Source organism: Deinococcus humi, from assembly GCF_014201875.1.
Taxonomy (GTDB): Bacteria; Deinococcota; Deinococci; order Deinococcales; family Deinococcaceae; genus Deinococcus; species Deinococcus humi.
This window is the reverse complement of the sequence record NZ_JACHFL010000024.1, coordinates 19,080-36,205: the sequence shown is the minus strand read 5'-3', so window position 1 is coordinate 36,205 and position 17,126 is coordinate 19,080. Positions and strand designations below refer to the sequence as shown.

Genomic DNA, 17,126 nt, shown 5'->3' with positions numbered 1-17,126 from the left:
TGCCGCTTCCGAGCGAGTCACAATATGGCAGTTTCCGCGAGACGCAGAAGTTGCTGGCCACGCCTGCTGACGCGCCGAATTACGCTCTAAATCCACCACTCTTCAGCACCTTGAGAAACGGGGCAGACCTGAGCGCACCGCCCCACTGGGGCAGAGTTGTCCTGACCGTGTGAGTCTGCCGCTGAGATTTCAGCCTGCTACCTTTGACCTTCTCCCAACAGCACAGCAGATTCTCAATGCCAGTTGGCGCCCATGAACCGGATCTTGAAGGGCTGTATCAATCTCCTTCCCAATCCTCGATGGTTACATAGGGTGCTGGCTGGATGTCAAGCCCTCCTGCGTGAAAATATTCACGCAGGATCACACGCTCTACGTTCGTCGTGGCAATGGGCCGCGCGCGTTAAAAGGCCCCAGGTTGGCCCCTCACATCCGGCGACGCACGAAGAACTGACGCCTTCCCCAGGAGAACAATGACTGCCCCAGACCCGTCTTACTTTCAGGAGCATGCTGGGAAAGTAACGCTCCTGGGCAGCGCCGATGAAAGGCTACGCAACAACCAGATCGGAGCCATCGGCGCAGTGCAGGCCCACTTCAGCTTGAGTGATCAGCCTGCGCTGGTGGCCATGCCGACAGGGACAGGGAAATCTGCGGTTCTAATCGTACTGGCCTTTTTATTACAAGCACGTCGGGTTCTGGTCATCACACCGAGCATCGTGGTGCGCGAGCAGATTGCCGAAGGCTTCCAGACCCTGACCATCCTCAAGAAGACGGGTACCTTGCCTCCCGACTGCCCAGAACCTGTGGTTACCCAGGTTGAGGGCTACCTCTCGGACACGGCAGCCTGGGAAGCGTTGCGCACAGCCGATGTGGTCGTCGCCTCTCCTCCTTCTGTCAGTCCTTCGCCGGGGCGCGTCATTGAGCCGCCCGATGAACTGTTCGACCTGGTTCTGGTAGATGAGGCACATCACGCAGAAGCCCCTACTTGGAAATCCCTCTTGGACCATTTTCCGAAGGCACGGCGAGTGCTGTGTAGCGCTACGCCCTTTCGGAATGACCGACAGACCCTTGGGGCGCGCATCGTTTATCACTACCCCCTCAGACGGGCGCAGCGCGAAAACATCTTTAGCGAAATCACGTTTGTTCCCGTGACCGCATCGACCCCGGAAGACGCCGACATTGCCATCGCACAGCAAGCCCAGGCGATGTTCGAACGGGACCAGGCCGCCGGGCTGGATCACAGGGTCATGGTGCGGACCACTCAGAAGAACAGAGCGAAAGCGTTAAAGCAGGTGTACACCGACCACACCACACTCAAGCTGGAGGAAGTCCACAGCGGCATGACACTCAAGACCATCAAGGCACGCCTGAAAAAGCTGCGTGAGGGCGAGTTGGATGGCGTGATCGCCGTCGACATGATGGGCGAAGGCTTCGACTTCCCCAATCTGAAAATTGCAGCCATTCATGCGCCACACAAGTCGTTGCCCGTGACCTTGCAGTTCATCGGACGCTTTGCCCGAACCGGTTTCAAGGGACAGCCCATCGGCGACGCCACCTTCATTGCTGAGGAAAACAGCATTCGGCACGACGAATACAGCCTGTACAGCCCTGATGAACCCGACTGGGGCGAAATCATCGCCAACCTCGGTGACCGGCGGGTTCAAAAGGAGGTCGCCAGGCAGGAATTCTTCGACACCTTCCTCAAGACCGTGACCTCAGCGGACGATACCGACCCCATAAGCAGGCTTGCGCTCGGCCATTTCGAGCCTTTCTTCCACGTCAAGATTTACCAACTGCCCGATCCTGCCGGATTCGAGCTTGAAGCCAGTCCTCAGGGGCTGACCGTGCAATACGCGGAGGTCAGCCGCGACCTCAACGTCAGCGCCATGGTCTGGGTGAGCGGTCAGAAACCCCGTTGGCTTCGACCTTCACTGCTTCAGGACGTCAAGTATCACCTTTTGATCGTGTACTTCGACCAGCCGAGTAATTTGATGTTCGTTTGCTCAACCCTAAAAGAGGACGATATTTACGACCTTGTGCTGGACAGCTTCGCGCCCCCGGGTGCGCATGAAATAGCAGCACCGTTGCTGCGGCGAGTCATGACGGATTGGAAGGACCCTGAGCTGTACAGCATTGGCATGCGTAACCGTCAGGCGGCCATCGGGCAGGAGTCGTACCGGATGCTTTCTGGGGGAGCGGCACATCACGCTGTGTCGAAGCGGGACGGCAAGCGCTTCACCCGCGGCCATGCTTTTGGAGCCAGTGTGGAGGGCGCTGGGAAAAAGACGTTAGGCATCAGCAGCAATTACGCCAAGGTGTGGAGCCTTCAAAACGGGGATCTCAGCAAACTGGTGGTGTGGTGTCAAGCGCTGGCAGCCAAGCTCGCCGACCCGGCGTCAGACACCAAGACCACGCCGCTCGACATGCTCGACGGCGGCCAGATCATCACGAGTTTTCCGGATTCTTCACAGCACACCCTGATCATGGCGGACTGGCCCGCCAAGATCTATAAGGCTGCTGGCAGGTCAAAAACGCTGCACTTGACCTCGCCCGCCCAGCCGGGGGGCAAGACTGTCCATCCCCTCGAACTGGAACTGCGGGTGCGTCCAGACCAATGTACCCACGACACCCTGCGGTTTGATGTCCACTGCTTCTCCGAGACAGTGGAGTGCCAGCTGAAGTTGGAGCCCTTGCCGAGGCACTCAGTCTTGCCAGGGCAGACCTGCACCTTGGAGAGCCTCTCTGCGGGGAAGAAGGCAGGAACATTCGCTGAGTTCCTTGACGGCCATGCCCCAGAGTTCTGGTTTGAAGACCTCACCACTGTGACGCGTAACGTTCAGTACGCTCCCATCGACTTTGACGAGCGCGTTCCTGCGGACACCTTTGAACGCGTGGATTGGACTGCCGCCAAGGTGGACATCAAGGCGGAAATTACAGCCAAGCAACCGGGCACCATCTCCATACAGGAGTACTTGCGGCAAAGATTGGAGGGACAGCATCAGGTGGTGTTTTTCGATCATGAAACAGGTGAAGCCGCCGACTTCATCACGCTCGACGCCACGGGTGATCCCCAGCGGCCCATCGTCATGCATTTTTGCCATTGCAAAGGCAGCAGTGAGGTCAAGGCGGGCAGCCGGGTAGAAGACATGTATGAGGTGCTCGGGCAGTGCATCAAATGCATGCGTTACCGCGACCGCAACGCCCTTCGCGCTCACCTGATTGATCGGGAGAAGAAATACCAAGCTGCCGGATCTGGAAGCCGATATGTGACGGGTGACGCCATGATGATGACCACCATCCTGTCCACGCCAGGCTCGCTGGTCCTGCCTATAACTGTATGGGCGGTGCAGCCAGGGCTGAATTCTACAAAAGCGACGATGGAAGCTGATCCGAAGATGCACCGCCTCATCGATGGTATACAGTCCCTTCTGATAGAGCAGGGCAGCCTGCTCAAAGTGATGTGTACGTGAACCATAATAAGGCCTGACAGAAGCCAGAGACAGGGAAACGCTCAGTATCAGCCGCAAGCAGGCCGCTGTTAAGCCAAAGACGACATGTGGCATGGCCAAGAAGTAAGGGAAGTGGAGAGGTGGGATCTGGGGGTCTTCTGCACTCCTGGGGTTGTGGCACGCCCAGGGACGGGCCACGTGAGCTTCAGGCGGCTACGGGGCGGCGGACGCCCAGGCCCAGCTGCGTGGCTGCTCCTCGGGCTGTCGGGTACACGCGGCACAGATGCCCCCACACGGTCTTTGCCTCCGCTTCGGTGAGGGTAGAGAGGGTATCCAGGGGCCACGGCTCACCCAGCGCAGCGGCGCTGAGGGCGTAGTGCTGTGAATTGGGCAGACCGGCCATGCCCATGACCTTGTGCAGCACCCTGGCGCGGGCCTTGCCAATTCCTGCGCCTTCGAACGTGACGGGGGCAGGTGGGGGCGTAAGATGCTGTTCGTCCAGCAGGGTCAGTCGCCCAGCGGCCTTCGCCTCCTTCCACATGGCATAAGCCGTTGCCACGTCAGGTTGAGGCTGACCGTCGATCTCAGCAATGACGTTGCCTTCGTGGTCTGCCGTAGCCGTGACGCTGTGTTCCCCGATCTTCATCACAGCGCTGGGGCCATCGCCCCAACCGCCATACACCTCGATTTTCCAGGTGCGGCGAATGTTGCGTGGCTTGTCTGCGTTGGTCATTTTTTCGCTCCTCACCCTTGGCCGGGGTGGTTACATATTATATTTATTCTAGTAATATGTTAATAATTTTGACCGTTGCACACAGCATTTCTCCCCACCTGCACACGTCCACACCGCGCCCCCTCCGGGCGCGCGTGTGCCGCCCCCCGGCGGCCAGCTGGACCCACCCCCCACGCCACGTCCCCGCCATATGTCCGGGGCCGCCCTTGCGCTGTTGTCTTTTGCTTTTCCCCTCCATTTTCCCGGCGGGCCGCCGCTGAGCAAAGCGAAGCCGCGCGCACAGCGGATGTGTGGGCACGCCGCGAAGCGGCGTGGCGCAGCTTCACCCACACAGGAGTGAGCACGCGGATACGCTGCTTCTGCGGCGGTAGAGGGAAATATCTCAACAGCGCGCCGCCAGGCGCTCCACTTTTACACTCTTGAGTGCAAACACGCCGCGCTTGGCTCCTGTGCCGAACCGCTTCAAACAGGCGACGGGCGCGGCGTGCCCCGCCGTGACCGCCAGGGAAGTGGCAGAACAGACACGGGCGGCCTGTGGCCGCACCGCTTCCCTTTCCCTTCGGCCCGTCCTCCGGGCCGAATCCCGGCCCCCGGCCGGTCGTGGCCTGTGGCAGCATTCCCGGCGCAGCCGGGAAACGGATGGGTTGCGCCTTCCACCGTTACGCCCTGCACGCCCCACCTTCCAGACGGGGACTGGGACTGGAATGCGAGAAGGCCCCCTGCGGCGTGACATGAGGAACGCCGCTGCCCTGGGGGCCTGGTGATCGCCACAGGCGGGCACTCGCAAGGACGGCCGCCCCAACGGGGTAGCCAGTGCCTACTTCTGCTGAGAGCCCGGCTTCCTGAACAGCACCCATAGGGTGAGCAGCACACTCAATATTTGTGCAGAGGTATCAAGCGCCTTCAAAATGAGTTCCCAATCCATTGTGTTCCTCCTTTAATGCCCTTGGCATTACGCCTATTAAAGCCGTACCAGAGAGGATTTTCTAAGACCTTCGGGCATGTACTCTGCCCAGAAACTCAGGTGTTCTCGACTCAAATGTTCTGTCTTGCCCACTATTCCCGAGCTTTGGACAAACTGGACATGCTATGGACATTTCGCGACACCTATGGACGACAAGTTCTAGACTGCTTCATGGCTTCTGGAGATTCGCGACTCATCAGTAAGATTCTTGGAGTACTCAAAGAGGCCCCCAGTGGTTTGGGTATGTCTCAAGTGGTATGTCGAACTTACAACTACATAGAAGTGGATGGACAAGTCCTTCTCACTAGTGTGGAAGCTCTTCAGCACTTGGCAATTAATCGGAAACAAGAAGGAGCGAATAAACTTAGAAGGTTAGTAACTGAAATGACAGAGGCATTGAGAAGACGAGATGAACAGCTTAGAGCAGAAGCGGAAAGCAAACATCGGCGTGAGCGCCAGCGTCTTCCTTTACAACTGCCTGAACACACGACTAGACCCGAACATTACAAACGGGTCTATGGTTCGAGAAATCCATTTAGTCTAACAAGTGATATCTACAGAATGCTGCCTCGACCCACGATATCCCCTGTCGCAGATATGGTTGAGAAATTGACAGCCAGAACCTCTTTTCTTGGCATTCACGCTGATGGCCCACGAGAAGTTTATGTGCCTGAGGAGACGTTGATTGATCCGTTTCGGGAAGCCTATGATCGTGTAAAAGCTTTGAGTGCGCGTGCCCCTGGCAGTTTTTGGGAAGATTTATCCATTGAAAGAGAGGCGCGTACACCAGAGGGTACAGCTGATGTCAGCGAGCCTCGGGCTCTCTACAATAGGAATAGGAAATCGGTCGAACGCACCCTATCAGTGCTTGTTCAAGAGGGGAAGGTCAGAACCAATGGAGAGCAGCGAAAACTAAAGCGATATTTTCTAAATGACTTCCAAATGGCAGAAAGGGAAGAATAAGTATCGGAATCAACCTGAGGAAGGCAGAATCTACTTCGCCTTATTTCTCTGCCTTTCCTCTGCCTTCTTCCGCTTCTCCTCCGCCTTTATGCCTTTGACAAGCTCATTCAAGATCACGTAGAGGCCGATGTGGCGGTGACCTGGAAAGACTTGATCGACCCGATTCCGGAGTTCTGTAATGGGCGGTCTGGGCAGGAGCGCGATGTGTCGAAATTCTTCATCGTGAGGCAGGATCTCGCGCATCTTGTCCTGAAAAGCCTCCCAATCCTGCGATGCTCGCGCTTTACGTTGTTCTGCTCCCGCCTGTTCAGCCTTCTCCCACAGACCTTCGGTCCGGTTCCACCAGTCTGCGTCCACCTGATGCTCCAGCACGCCACCTGGAAAGAAGCCATAGAACATCACCGTGGGCAGGTCCCCCACGTGCGCCTTGAGCCATTCAGCCTCTGGCAGGATCTCCCACAGTGGCTGCCGGCGGCCGCCAATGGGCGGAAAGTCGTCCGCTTTAACGCGCAGAACTCCACCCAGTCGGCAATAATGATTTCCGGCAGTGAGTTCTCCACATTCAGGGGAATTACGACCCGTTGAGGGTGAAACCCCGCGCCCCGGTCTGCTCCTCGATTCCTGCCGGCGTCAGGGTCAAGTCGCGGGCGGTCATGCCTGCTCCCGGCCTCGACGCTGGGTTACCGCCGCCATATGCCGTCGTTGAGCGTGTTCACTCTTGCCATACTGCACCCGTGAAGCGTCTGCGTCTCCTCCCCCTTCTGCTGATTTCAACAACGGCGCTGGCCGCGCCGCTGCTCACCACCACGGCCAGCGTTGCGGAAGGCAATTTCTGCAAGACCTACGCCTGCGCCCTGGTGGATCGCCAGGAAGTAGCCCCCGAGACGATGGGGCTGCTGTATTACCGTTACCAGATCAAGGGCGGCACCTTGTCCGTGGGCCGCACGCACGACAAGGCGATCATCAGTGGCACCTGACCATTCCTGCGGCGCAGTGGAATTCAATCATGGTGCAGGACTTCTTCAGGAACTTCACTGGCATCACCCTGGGCGGAGAGGCCCTGCGCCGCTGCGTTCGGCTGGCCACCTACACGGGCAACTCTGTCCCCACCCCCCTGATGAAAGGCCGCCTGGAGCAGATGAATGTTGAAGTCACCTGCTTGGCCCTCAAAGGCGGTCAGGTCGACCTGACCGTGGAGGACGCAGATTTTCAGCCTCGCTGATCTTCAGGCTCGTCAACGCCACGCAACCATCGCCGGAGCACCCAGCAGCTTCCGACCTTTTTCCTGAACCACTGGTGTTCTGTGGGGGTCAGCGTGACGACGCTCCGCATGGCCAGGCTGCCCCCATCCATCCAAGTGGGGTGTTGCTCAACCGGATCATCCTGCGCGGCGATGCTGCGCCAGCTCTCTAGCCTGTCTTTTGGACGAGAGTGAACGAACAACATCTTGCTGCACTGGCCACACTCGTACACCGAGCCGATGTAGCTTTTATGGTCCTTCCGCTGCAAGAGCGGAAAAGACACCGCGCCTGCACGGCCCAGGACCTCATTCGCCCACCCAGCCAACCCGTCGACCGTCCAAGGCGCTTCAATCAGGATCTCAGGGCGGCCTATGGGGGCCAGGAGCACCCGTGCCAGCACGGCTGTCACGTTGCGGCAGTAATGGCAGCGGTAGGTATGCGATAGAGCGGTCACGCGCACTGGCCAGCGCGGCGCAGGAAAGAGGAGGAGCTGGCCGTGCAGCGCTTCCCGAACCACCTCGCTCAAGGCGAGCTGGAACGCCGGGACGTGGTGCCTCTCTGTGACATACAGAGCCGGGGTCTGGTGCTGCCAGACCTGCGGTTCCTTGAGACGCCGCTCGTGTGTCCGCATGAACCACATGCCCCGCACCCCGCTCTCTCGGTACTGCGCCTGCCGTTCGCCCAGGTGGGCCAGGGTAATGCCACTGCGCTGCAGCTCGAACGCCACCTGTCGTCCGCCATCCTCGCAGAGCACGTCCGCACGCCACCGCGCCCCACCAGGGGCCGTCCCCGGCACCTCCACCTGAGCCGTCCAACCGGCCTCACGGGCCGCATCGCGGATCAGGAGCTTACCCCGCAGGTGAAACTCGGTCTCTGCGGCCGAATCACACCCATGGGTGCGGCCATGGGCGAAGAACGGCAGGCCCGTGACACTGCGTTTGGGTACAGCATTGGCCTCACAGCAGGACATGGTGATGTCCCGCCGTCCCCGCAGGGCGTCAAAGGCAGATGGGCTGAGGTCAATGCTCAGCACCTCCTGTCCATCCACTCGTGCTCTTAACGGCATCCCTCACTCCGCTGGGCGATCTACTTCCTGGACCAGCGGGCAGGCCTGGCCTGACTCTCGAGCGTGGGCACCAGTTCCTGATACCGCTTCAGCAGCAAGGCGAGACGTTGCACTTCTGTGCTGCTGGCACTGAGGCCATACACGGCGTCCACAGCGCGATCAAGAGCATTGTGGGCAGCCCTCAAATCGCCTGGCATGGTTAACGGGTCATAGAGGTCGGCCAGGGTGCTGTCCGGGTGACTGGTCCGGGCATTCAGAACCTGCTGAGCGGCCTTTTCCACGGCCTGCACCTGCTTAGCCGTGAGCGCTGCCCGGTCCGGCCAGGGGAAGGTGTTGTACGTCACCTGAGGAGAGTACCGGTAGTCGCTCTTGAGGCGCCCACTGACCAGCCGCATCCAGGCCATGTGAAGGCGGCTTTGCATGACGCCGAACAGAAACAGGTCAGCGTCCGCCACCAGGCACATGGCATCGTTGATGACGGTGTGCTCGTCAAGATAGCCGAGGGGAATGTATTCCCGGTTTGCGCTCGTGTGCCGGGGCATGGCCACGTAAGGACCATTGGGATGGGACACGTAAAAGAACTTCGTGGGGGTCTCGGCGGTTTTACGGGTAGGGGCGGCGGTACTTCGTAGGCGAAATTCTCTGACCTTCTGCACGCGCTCCATCACTTTCGGGAGTCGACGGAGCTCCGCTGGGTCCGCCTGCGGGAGCCAGAGGCACCAGCGGGTTTTGCCATTGATGAAGTCGTGCGCGTCCAGCATCGGCTTGATAAACGGCGCCGCGCTGGGTTCTTCCCTCAGGAACGTGTCGTACTCCTCACGTGTCTGGAAAATCAGGTGGCCGTTATCCGTGGGTTTGTTTCCGTAGCTCATGCGGTGGGAGCTATGAGGAAACGGAGCACTCCGCTTCGTCACAATGACGTCTGGACCGTCCACCAAATAGGCATTGATGAACTTCGCTGCCTGCTGGATCGGTGCCGCCTTCGGATTGCTGTAAGTGAACAGCAGGCGGCTTGCCGGGGCCGTCTCCGCAGGCTGGAACTGCGTAATAACACAGTGCACAGCGGCCTGTCCTGGGGCATCGTTGCTCCATTGGAAGGTCTGGTGGGCGGCCGTGATGACTTGTTTCTGGTCTCGCAGCAGACTGGACCATAAGGGGGCAACCTGTTCCCCTTGCACGATGCTATTCGTCGATACGAGGGCCGTTTTCGTCTCGATCTGTGGCCATTGGCGGGAGAGCGTGTTCATCAGCTTGGCGGCCTTGATGTGCCAGCCAGCCACGTAGTCCAGCTCCGTCGCGTTGTGAACGTTGTGGAACAGGGTCAGGAGCTGTTGCCGCTGCGCGGGCGTCATCAGGCTCGCTCCGATAAAGGGCGGATTGCCCAGGACGTAAACGCCCCGCACCTCCCCAGCCCCGGCCTCCAGGTTCAAATGCGTTAGCCAGTCCACGTCCAGGGCGTCGCCATGGTGAATATGCGCCGCCTGATTCAGCGGCAGGTTCACGAAGTTTTGCCCAAGTTTCCGACTGGCCTCAATATTCGCCTGGTGGTCAGCCAACCACATGGCCACGCGGGCAATCTGCGCAGGGAACTCGTCGTACTCGATGCCGTAGAACTGCCCCACGTTCACCCGCAGGTGCGATTTCACGTCGAAGATGTTCTGCCCTTTCAGGTACTCCAGGAGCGCGTCGAGCTCCAGGCGTCGCAGTTCCCGGAACGTGAGCAGCAAGAAGTTACCAGAGCCACACGCCGGGTCCAGGAAACGCAAGCGAGGCAGGAAGTCCAGGAAATGCTGCAATTTTGCTCTGCTGCCACGGGCGGCTTCCAGCTGCGCGTGCAGGTCATCCAGGAAGAGCGGACCGAGCGCTTTGAGAATGTTCGTTTCGGACGTGTAGTGCGCGCCCAGGTTGCGCCGCTCGGTCTCGTCCATGACCGCTTGAAACATGCTGCCGAAGATTGCTGGAGAGACTGCCCCCCAGTCCAGGGTGCAGGCGTCCAGCAGCATCTCGCGCATCTTTGGCGAGAAGTCCGCGAGGTCAATCCGTTCCTTGAACAGCTCCCCGTTGACGTAGGGAAAGGCATTGAGCCAATCGGGCAAGTTGACCTGCCGGCGGTCATTCGGGGTGTCAAGCACCTGAAACAACCGGCCCAGCACGCTGCCTGTGTCCTCACCGTCGCTGCGGGTGTGGTCGGCCAGCAAGTCATAGAACAGCCCACGCTCATCCCACAGGCCCGTGTTATCCCCGAATAGCAGGAAGAGCAGGCGCACGAGCAGCACTTCCAGGGCGTGGCCGGTGTAACCGCTGTCTTCCAGCAGGTTGTGGAGCTTGCCCATCTGCTGCGCGGCTTTAACGTTCACCGGGTCCGCCTCGCGCTGGTGACGGAGTTGCTTGCCGATCAGGAAAGCAAAGCGCTCCACCTGCCCGGGCAGGTCGGACAGCGGGAACTGCTCTGCCTGTCCGGTGGTCACGTCCTGCAGGCGGATCTGCCCGAAGTCAGAGACGGCAATCCACTGCGGGCGTTCATGCGTTTCCAGGACCTGTACGTAATCCAGGGCCTGCGTGATCGCCTCACCCAGATCGCGCCCTTTGCTCTTATGTTCCGCCATGAATAGGCCAGGCCACAGGAGGTCAATGCGCCCGCGGCCACTGCCCTTCTCCAGCCCTTTGACCTTGCGCTCGAACGCCGCCACGCGGCGGCGATCCACACCGTACACCGCGAGAAATTCATTCCAGAAGGTTTGGGCCTCAGCATTTTCTTTGGTGGTGTCCGCCCACCTCTCGGCGAACTGCGCAGCGCGGGTGCGGATTTCATTCCAGGTGAGCATGTACGCCCAGTCTCGCACCAGATGGGCCTTCCAATGCAAGGATCTGTAGTGTCTACAGCTCCATCTGCATCTGATTGCGCTGTCCATCCTGGGCGGTGAACTGCACGCGCCCATGCTCCAATTCCACCGCCCCCTTCAAGCTGGCCGGGTGGGTCACGAGGTGGCGTCCCTCGCTGTCCGCAATGACGGCCGCCCTGACGTTCCGGGTTTCTACTCGGCCCTCGTACTGCTGGCCCGGCTGTGCAGCCGTTAGGTACAGTCCCTGCGGGTCCCGGCCTTGCAGCTCCAGGCTGTGCATGGCCCGCTGCATCAGCTGCACCGTGGGCGGGTGCCCGGCTTCCTGGAACATCCGCTCAAACCCCTGCACCTGCCCTTGCCGGGCGGCCTGCACGTCACGGCCTAAGCGCTCCTCGGTGATGACGTTCAGGTTCACCTTGCGCTCGCCTGCCTGAGCCAGTTCACGCGCGGTCTCGCGCACCTGGGTGGGGGAGAGGTCACCTCCCTGCACCGTCGCCGCCAGACGCCGCGCGGCGGCCACCGCAAAGTCCTCCAGAGACAGGCCCTTCAGCGTCACTGGCTCAGTCTGTAGCTGGGCCTGCACGTCCGGCTGTGGGTACGGGCTGGCGGTGAAGTCCACCCGCACGCCCTGGGGCGGCACGTCGCCGGACTGGGCAACGAGGATGAACTCTCGGTCTTCCCGGATGATGAGGGTGTCCGGGTCGTGAAAGGCCTTCACGCCGCTGTAGTGCTCTCCGGGGATCGCCGTGGTGATGTACGTTGACTGCCAGTCGAAATGGCGCGCACTCAGCACTTCCTGGGCATGACCGAGGACCGCCACGCGCGTCGGATCGCTGATCTCCTGAAAGAGTCGCCGCATCCCACCGAGGTCTCCAGCCCGCGCCTCATAACTGACGATGCTCATGCGCTCCGCGCTGACCACATCGAAGTTCAGAGAATGCCCGGCCTGCTCGGCAAGCTGAGATATAAATTCACGTTGTGTGCGCCCATTCCCTTCCATGAAGGGGTGCGCGTCGTTGATATGGGCGAACGCCACGGCCGCCCGCTCTGCAAATTCCTCGCGGGATAGGCCCTGGAGATGGTTCTGTTCGCGCAGGGCATCGAACGTGGCATTCAGGCTGCTCTCGACCAGTCGGCTGGGCACGAAACGGAGCGGCAACCGCCCATCGTCCTTGTACATGCTGGCAGGCGGCTCGACCTGCTGACCCTCAACTCTGAGCGTGTGATTTCGGGTGGTCCCAGCCCACTCGTACACGTCTTGGAAGATGTGTTGGTGGATGGCCCTCAGGTGCTCTAAGTCGAAGGTGCCGCGCGTGGCCTCGGGTGCGCTGCCCTCATGGATCTCGGCCATGCGGGTGAAAGTCAGGTCGCGTTCGACCAAGGCAAGCGCCTCGGCGTTGTCCAGGCCGAGGCGGTTCTTGGGAACACCGTTGTCGAAAGAGAAGAACGCGAACGGCTTGGGCATCAGGTCATTTCACAGTGACGCCATGATGTTTCAGAAGTCGCTCGCGCATCTGCGCCGGGGTCAACTCTCCGGCAATGTACTGCTCACTGAGCGCTTGCGCGAAGGGGCTGATGTCGCCGCCTTCGATCTGCTGGGACCGGCGGATGCTGTGAACGCTCTTGGCCCGGCGCGCTTTCTCGGCGTCGGTGATCACAGGGCGGGGTTCAATCGTGGTCATGTCGGGCCTCCTGACGCTCATTTTACCATAGATGCCCTGCCAGAACGGGAAATTTCGGGTCAGGGCTATCCGCGAGGCAGGTCAACACGGGTCTTCAGAATCGACTCGTTGACCATGGAACGTCCCTACACTGGACTTGTGCGATACCTTCTGCTCCTGATCAGCCTACTCGCTGGGACCGCAACGGCCATCAATCTTTCGGAAGTAGAAACGAAAGACACCTGCTATTTTGATCTCCTCGTGATTAACGACAGACGCACATTCGATGATCCCCTAAGATTAGGGGCTCGTTACAGTAATAAGGTTATCTACGACAAATTTGATGCAATTGGTATAAATTCATTCTTCACAGGATGCAGGTACGGCGTCTTCTTCAATGTAGATTACACTTTCTGGCCAGACGGTCAATTCTTAATGACAGCCGAACTGTCATTCCACGAATTAAATCAAGGATCACAATTCATAAAGCAGATTTGGTCGATCTACCGACCAATCACAACCCAACTTCAATCAGAACGTTTGCAGAATGTTGGTTTGGCATTGAATGATATTGCGTCTGCCTTCCTCCGAGATTGGGAGCAGGCCCACCGTACTCCGTAAGCCTGGTCGCCCTAACGAGGTGTTGCCAAGGATCAGTTTGGATCTTCCAGCCAGCGAACCTGTTTGCCTTGCTGGTAAGCATACGCAATCTCTCCACGGGTGCTGTCACCTATGTAGCCACCGACGTTAATCACCAGGATCTCGTCCGCGAGGTCGATCTTCTGTCGGTGCAACGCATCCAGACGGTTGAGGGCATCTGTGTGCTCTATACCTGAAAGGTGCGCCATAGCATCTTCGTCACGTTGACGGTGGCTCCCGACACTCAGGACAATCCGGCCGGCCAGGGTTTCCTGGAGGCTGGCGGCGTCAAAGGCGTCAAGAAAACGCACGCTGCCACACAGGCATACGATGGTTGGGCGGGGCAGAGCTTCAGACATCAGCACTGCACTGTACTTCGCATCTATGGTTAATCCCTGTTCTTCATTCCACATCTGGCAGGGCATCCGCCGCTGCCTTCAACCGAGAGCGGTTCAGCTTTGCATACCGCCGGGTCACGTTGCTGTTTTTATGGCCAAGTGCTTCCTGCACTTCCTCCAGTGAGCGGCCCACGTTCACCAGGTTGGTGGCGAAGGTATGCCGCAGCTTGTGGGGCGTGGCCCGCGCTGCTGGTACGTTGGCCCGTTTCGCCACCCGGTGCATCATGGCCTGCACGGTTCTTACGGGTAGAGCCTTCTCACTCGGCAGGTGCACGAACACCAGGGCGCTGCTGCCCTTGGCCTGTACACGCCGGACCCGGAGCCACTGGTACAGGGCCCGCTGCGCAATAGCACTGAGGGGAATCAGCCGTTCCTCGTTGCCCTTAGCCACCACCCGAACGGCTGTGGGGAGAGGATCACCGCCCTGGTGTTCCACGTCGCTGAGCTTGAGATTCAGCGCCTCACTGACGCGCAAGCCGGTGCCGTAGAGGAAGGCCAGGATGGCCCAGTCTCTCAGACCCTTGTTTTCGCTCGGGTTCTCGCGGGCGGCCGTCAAGAGCCGTGACAGTTCTTCTTGGCTCAGCGGTTGGGGCAGCTTCGACGGCAACTTGGGGCTTTTCAGTTCCCCCGGGCCGCGCTGCATGGGACGTTTCTCCACGTCTTCTAGATACTTCCATAGCTTCTTCCAGCTGGAGACCAGGCGCCTGGCCCTGGCAGGAGCGGGGCGGCCCTGCTGCATATAGATCCGCAGTTCCCTGGCCCCGATCTGCTCCCAGCTCGTCAGGTGCTCAGATTCCGTCAGCAGCCAGTTGGCCAGTTTCTCAGTATCCGCGCGGTACTGCCGCACCGTGGCAGGGCTCAGGCCCTCTTCGTGTAGTAGGTAGCCTTCAAAGGCGGGCAGGGCCTCAAAGAGCGTCACAGCTGCCCTTCCCCCTCTGCTGATGGTTCTGAGATCGGCTGGACCGGTGTTGAGGCCTCAATGTTGGGACAGATCTGGTGGTTCACGTCCCACACCTACACTGATCTGTGCGGGCTGGCTCTGCTTGATGCTTGAGCATATCGGCAGCAACAACCTGCGAATCGACTGACGGGCGGCCATGGCGTTCCGGCATTTCAGCCATTGCCCCGAACATCAGTTGCATCTGCTCGTCCATTCAATTTGCCCCCTTATCTATATACATAATATTATAGCTAGTTTCATATTATATAAAATATCTATTTTATTCATACCGGTGGATCATCATGGCCAATAGAGTTCTTTTCGTACTGGTCAGGGTTTTCTTCCGATCTCCGCCAGAGACGCTTGCTGAGTCACCAACTACACTTGCGTAAAACAGATCAAAGTTGCGTAAAACATAACGGCTCACAGGAGGGCCGAGAAGGCCCCTCAAACATCCGGCAAGGGGAGCGGAGGGGGGCACTTAACCGCACAGCTCAGCCAGCGGCCGCGACGAGTCCACTTTGAACAGCCCGGAACACAGATTGGAACCGGGGCTCAGGAGATGTAGTCGTACAGTTTCTGCCGGCTGATGCCCAGTACTTTTGCCACCTCAGTCTTCGTCTTCCCCTTGGAGATCCACACGCGGGCGATGGCCAGGCGCTCCGGCGTGACCCCCTCGCCCTCAGGCATGAGGGGCAGGTCCAAGGCCTTCGGATCGGCGCTCCAGTCCACGTCCTCAACGCGTATCTTCAGGACCTCGGCCATCCTGACAGCCCGGACCACACCAGGTTCATTGCGCCCGTTCAGGTAATTGCTGGCCGTCTGGATGGTCACGCCCAGCGCATCCGCAAATTCCTGCACAGACAGGCCGCTCTGCCGGTGCCATTCCAACAGGCTCTTTTTCTCCGTCGCCTTTTTTGCCATATACTTGCACCTGCTTCTTTTCCTTGTCCGGGAGAAGTCACCCCGCCCACAGTGGACGGGGTGTTTTATTTCCCTCGAATCAGAGTACAGGGCGCAGCGGCCTAAGACGCCAAGCTGAGACATCAGCAAAGAAGCGATGGAGTCTAGGATCTCTAAGCTTCATGGCTGGCCTCCTGCGGTGACGTGAGGAACGCGGAATCGAGCAGAGTCAAATCGTCGAACGAGTTCAGGAGCCCGAGTCCTGGCGGTCATTCCCACAGGTCCAGCGTCAACTGCACGGCCACACCCGCCGCTACCGTACAACTCAGGCGGTTCGTCAAGAGTGTCTAAAAGCAGCGCCGGCAGCAGCAACCAGGCTCTCAACAGAGTTGCCTTCATAACGATGTGGTGTCTTGCCTTGTGAATCCCGAAAGCACATACAACCTGGGACAGAGACACATTACGCCAATAAGTATAATAAGTAAAGTCAGAGCCATCACGCGGAGGAAGACGCCCCACCACTCTCTTCAATGACACGGATGCCCACCGAGCGAGGACTTTACCCGTGTGCTGTTGCCACCAGTGGTTCAACTGTTACAGCGGAAAAAAATCTGCGATATTGCCTAAACACGCAGGGAGCTTGGGGCGATGCCAGGCCCTGCTTCCTGGTTCAATTCGGGCCAGGATTCGCCGCGCGGTTTGACCACTATGGAGCTGAGGCACCACATTCAGGCGTGACCCCACAAGTTTGCCCGCTTCAGCGGCAGCATGGGCACCGTCCTGATGTTCCCCGACACTGAACACCACAGTCAGCCCGAACCAAGCCAGACCGGCCTGGGAGCCAATCTGAAACTCCAGAATGGTCCATCCGCAGAGGCCCTGGCCATGCAATGAGCGCGTCAGCTCATGCATCGCACCTGGCACGGTCACTTCACAAGTCTCGGTCACCGTCAGTGCAAGGACGGGAACGTTGTGATCAAAAACAGAGCTCTGAAGGGAATCTTCAACAAAATGGCCTGCCAATACAGACGTTTTCTGGCTGGAGATCTCCGAGACAGCAATCCCACCATCCCGACATCCTTTCAGGAAAAGATTCAGCTCTCCACGTGTCAACGACTCGAACTGAATCGAGAACTCTTCGCGGCAGCAAGAAATTTTGCTGAAGATGCGTGCTCGCGTGCCCCTAGGGAGCAGCGCCAGGGCCTCAATGAGACCGTCGGTGGCCCAAATCACATCGTCGACAGCAAGCTTTCCTTTCAAAAATGTGGTTGGTTTCATTTCCCTTTTCCCCCCAGCCTCTTAAGGGCCGATGAGGGAAAGAGTAAAGGT

Annotated in this window: 15 protein-coding genes; 5 read left to right on the top strand and 10 right to left on the bottom strand. The window is 59.1% G+C overall.

Annotated elements, in window-relative coordinates:
- Positions 1–470 precede the first annotated feature (470 nt).
- Positions 471–3,467, top strand: a complete 2,997-nt coding sequence (locus HNQ08_RS24435; protein ID WP_184137848.1) for a DEAD/DEAH box helicase — start codon at positions 471–473, stop codon at positions 3,465–3,467.
- Between the two features lie 184 nt (positions 3,468–3,651).
- On the opposite strand, the gene HNQ08_RS24430 is transcribed toward HNQ08_RS24435, so the two are convergent.
- Positions 3,652–4,179 (bottom strand): hypothetical protein, encoded by a 528-nt coding sequence (locus tag HNQ08_RS24430; protein ID WP_184137846.1) that lies wholly within the window; start codon positions 4,177–4,179, stop codon positions 3,652–3,654.
- A 1,135-nt stretch (positions 4,180–5,314) separates the two neighbouring features.
- Here HNQ08_RS24430 and HNQ08_RS24425 point away from each other — a divergent pair.
- Entirely contained in the window at positions 5,315–6,106 is a 792-nt protein-coding gene (locus HNQ08_RS24425) for a hypothetical protein (protein WP_184137844.1), read from the top strand.
- A 30-nt stretch (positions 6,107–6,136) separates the two neighbouring features.
- Here HNQ08_RS24425 and HNQ08_RS24420 read toward each other — a convergent pair whose 3' ends face one another.
- Positions 6,137–6,526 (bottom strand): hypothetical protein, encoded by a 390-nt coding sequence (locus tag HNQ08_RS24420; protein WP_184137842.1) that lies wholly within the window; start codon positions 6,524–6,526, stop codon positions 6,137–6,139.
- A 314-nt stretch (positions 6,527–6,840) separates the two neighbouring features.
- Between HNQ08_RS24420 and HNQ08_RS24415 the strand changes: the two genes are divergently transcribed.
- Positions 6,841–7,083 (top strand): hypothetical protein, encoded by a 243-nt coding sequence (locus HNQ08_RS24415; protein ID WP_184137840.1) that lies wholly within the window; start codon positions 6,841–6,843, stop codon positions 7,081–7,083.
- 29 nt (positions 7,084–7,112) lie between these two features.
- Positions 7,113–7,328, top strand: a complete 216-nt coding sequence (locus HNQ08_RS24410; RefSeq protein ID WP_184137838.1) for a hypothetical protein — start codon at positions 7,113–7,115, stop codon at positions 7,326–7,328.
- On the opposite strand, the gene HNQ08_RS24405 is transcribed toward HNQ08_RS24410, so the two are convergent.
- The 4 genes from HNQ08_RS24405 to HNQ08_RS24390 are packed head-to-tail and all read right to left on the bottom strand — an operon-like array spanning position 7,316 to position 12,938.
- On the bottom strand, positions 7,316–8,413 hold the full coding sequence (locus HNQ08_RS24405; protein ID WP_184137836.1) for a competence protein CoiA: 1,098 nt from the start codon (positions 8,411–8,413) through the stop codon (positions 7,316–7,318). The two genes, HNQ08_RS24410 and HNQ08_RS24405, sit on opposite strands and share 13 nt — an antisense overlap.
- 20 nt (positions 8,414–8,433) lie before the next feature.
- The gene (locus HNQ08_RS24400) at positions 8,434–11,238 is read right to left on the bottom strand and encodes a class I SAM-dependent DNA methyltransferase (protein ID WP_184137834.1); all 2,805 of its coding nucleotides are present in this window, start codon (positions 11,236–11,238) and stop codon (positions 8,434–8,436) included.
- Between the two features lie 52 nt (positions 11,239–11,290).
- Positions 11,291–12,721, bottom strand: a complete 1,431-nt coding sequence (locus tag HNQ08_RS24395; protein WP_184137832.1) for a Fic/DOC family protein — start codon at positions 12,719–12,721, stop codon at positions 11,291–11,293.
- Positions 12,722–12,725: 4 nt separating this feature from the next.
- Entirely contained in the window at positions 12,726–12,938 is a 213-nt protein-coding gene (locus tag HNQ08_RS24390; protein WP_184137830.1) for an antitoxin VbhA family protein, read from the bottom strand.
- 138 nt (positions 12,939–13,076) lie between these two features.
- Here HNQ08_RS24390 and HNQ08_RS24385 point away from each other — a divergent pair, with 138 nt between their 5' ends.
- Entirely contained in the window at positions 13,077–13,538 is a 462-nt protein-coding gene (locus HNQ08_RS24385) for a hypothetical protein (protein ID WP_184137828.1), read from the top strand.
- Between the two features lie 32 nt (positions 13,539–13,570).
- On the opposite strand, the gene HNQ08_RS24380 is transcribed toward HNQ08_RS24385, so the two are convergent.
- The 4 genes from HNQ08_RS24380 to HNQ08_RS24365 all read right to left on the bottom strand — a co-directional run bounded on the left by HNQ08_RS24380 (position 13,571) and on the right by HNQ08_RS24365 (position 17,075).
- Positions 13,571–13,969, bottom strand: coding sequence for a hypothetical protein (locus HNQ08_RS24380; RefSeq protein WP_229790279.1), 399 nt, complete (start codon positions 13,967–13,969; stop codon positions 13,571–13,573).
- Positions 13,959–14,873: a tyrosine-type recombinase/integrase gene (locus HNQ08_RS24375; RefSeq protein ID WP_184137826.1), complete on the bottom strand. Its 915-nt coding sequence runs from the start codon at positions 14,871–14,873 to the stop codon at positions 13,959–13,961. The genes HNQ08_RS24380 and HNQ08_RS24375 overlap by 11 nt, the downstream gene beginning before the upstream one ends.
- Before the next feature lie 576 nt (positions 14,874–15,449).
- A complete protein-coding gene (locus tag HNQ08_RS24370) occupies positions 15,450–15,818 on the bottom strand; it encodes a helix-turn-helix domain-containing protein (protein WP_184137824.1) in 369 nt (122 codons plus the stop codon).
- Between the two features lie 573 nt (positions 15,819–16,391).
- A complete protein-coding gene (locus HNQ08_RS24365; RefSeq protein ID WP_184137821.1) occupies positions 16,392–17,075 on the bottom strand; it encodes a hypothetical protein in 684 nt (227 codons plus the stop codon).
- Positions 17,076–17,126: the final 51 nt, after the last annotated feature.

What these genes read in the sequence shown, in the direction of transcription:
- HNQ08_RS24425 (WP_184137844.1), top strand. Translation starts at nt 5,315, where the DNA reads ATGGCTTCTGGAGATTCGCGACTCATCAGTAAGATTCTTGGAGTACTC.
- HNQ08_RS24410 (WP_184137838.1), top strand. Translation starts at nt 7,113, where the DNA reads ATGGTGCAGGACTTCTTCAGGAACTTCACTGGCATCACCCTGGGCGGA.
- HNQ08_RS24395 (WP_184137832.1), bottom strand. Translation starts at nt 12,721, where the DNA reads ATGCCCAAGCCGTTCGCGTTCTTCTCTTTCGACAACGGTGTTCCCAAG.
- HNQ08_RS24370 (WP_184137824.1), bottom strand. Translation starts at nt 15,818, where the DNA reads ATGGCAAAAAAGGCGACGGAGAAAAAGAGCCTGTTGGAATGGCACCGG.
- HNQ08_RS24380 (WP_229790279.1), bottom strand. Translation starts at nt 13,969, where the DNA reads ATGTGGAATGAAGAACAGGGATTAACCATAGATGCGAAGTACAGTGCA.
- HNQ08_RS24365 (WP_184137821.1), bottom strand. Translation starts at nt 17,075, where the DNA reads ATGAAACCAACCACATTTTTGAAAGGAAAGCTTGCTGTCGACGATGTG.
- HNQ08_RS24390 (WP_184137830.1), bottom strand. Translation starts at nt 12,938, where the DNA reads ATGACCACGATTGAACCCCGCCCTGTGATCACCGACGCCGAGAAAGCG.
- HNQ08_RS24430 (WP_184137846.1), bottom strand. Translation starts at nt 4,179, where the DNA reads ATGACCAACGCAGACAAGCCACGCAACATTCGCCGCACCTGGAAAATC.
- HNQ08_RS24400 (WP_184137834.1), bottom strand. Translation starts at nt 11,238, where the DNA reads ATGCTCACCTGGAATGAAATCCGCACCCGCGCTGCGCAGTTCGCCGAG.
- HNQ08_RS24435 (WP_184137848.1), top strand. Translation starts at nt 471, where the DNA reads ATGACTGCCCCAGACCCGTCTTACTTTCAGGAGCATGCTGGGAAAGTA.
- HNQ08_RS24405 (WP_184137836.1), bottom strand. Translation starts at nt 8,413, where the DNA reads ATGCCGTTAAGAGCACGAGTGGATGGACAGGAGGTGCTGAGCATTGAC.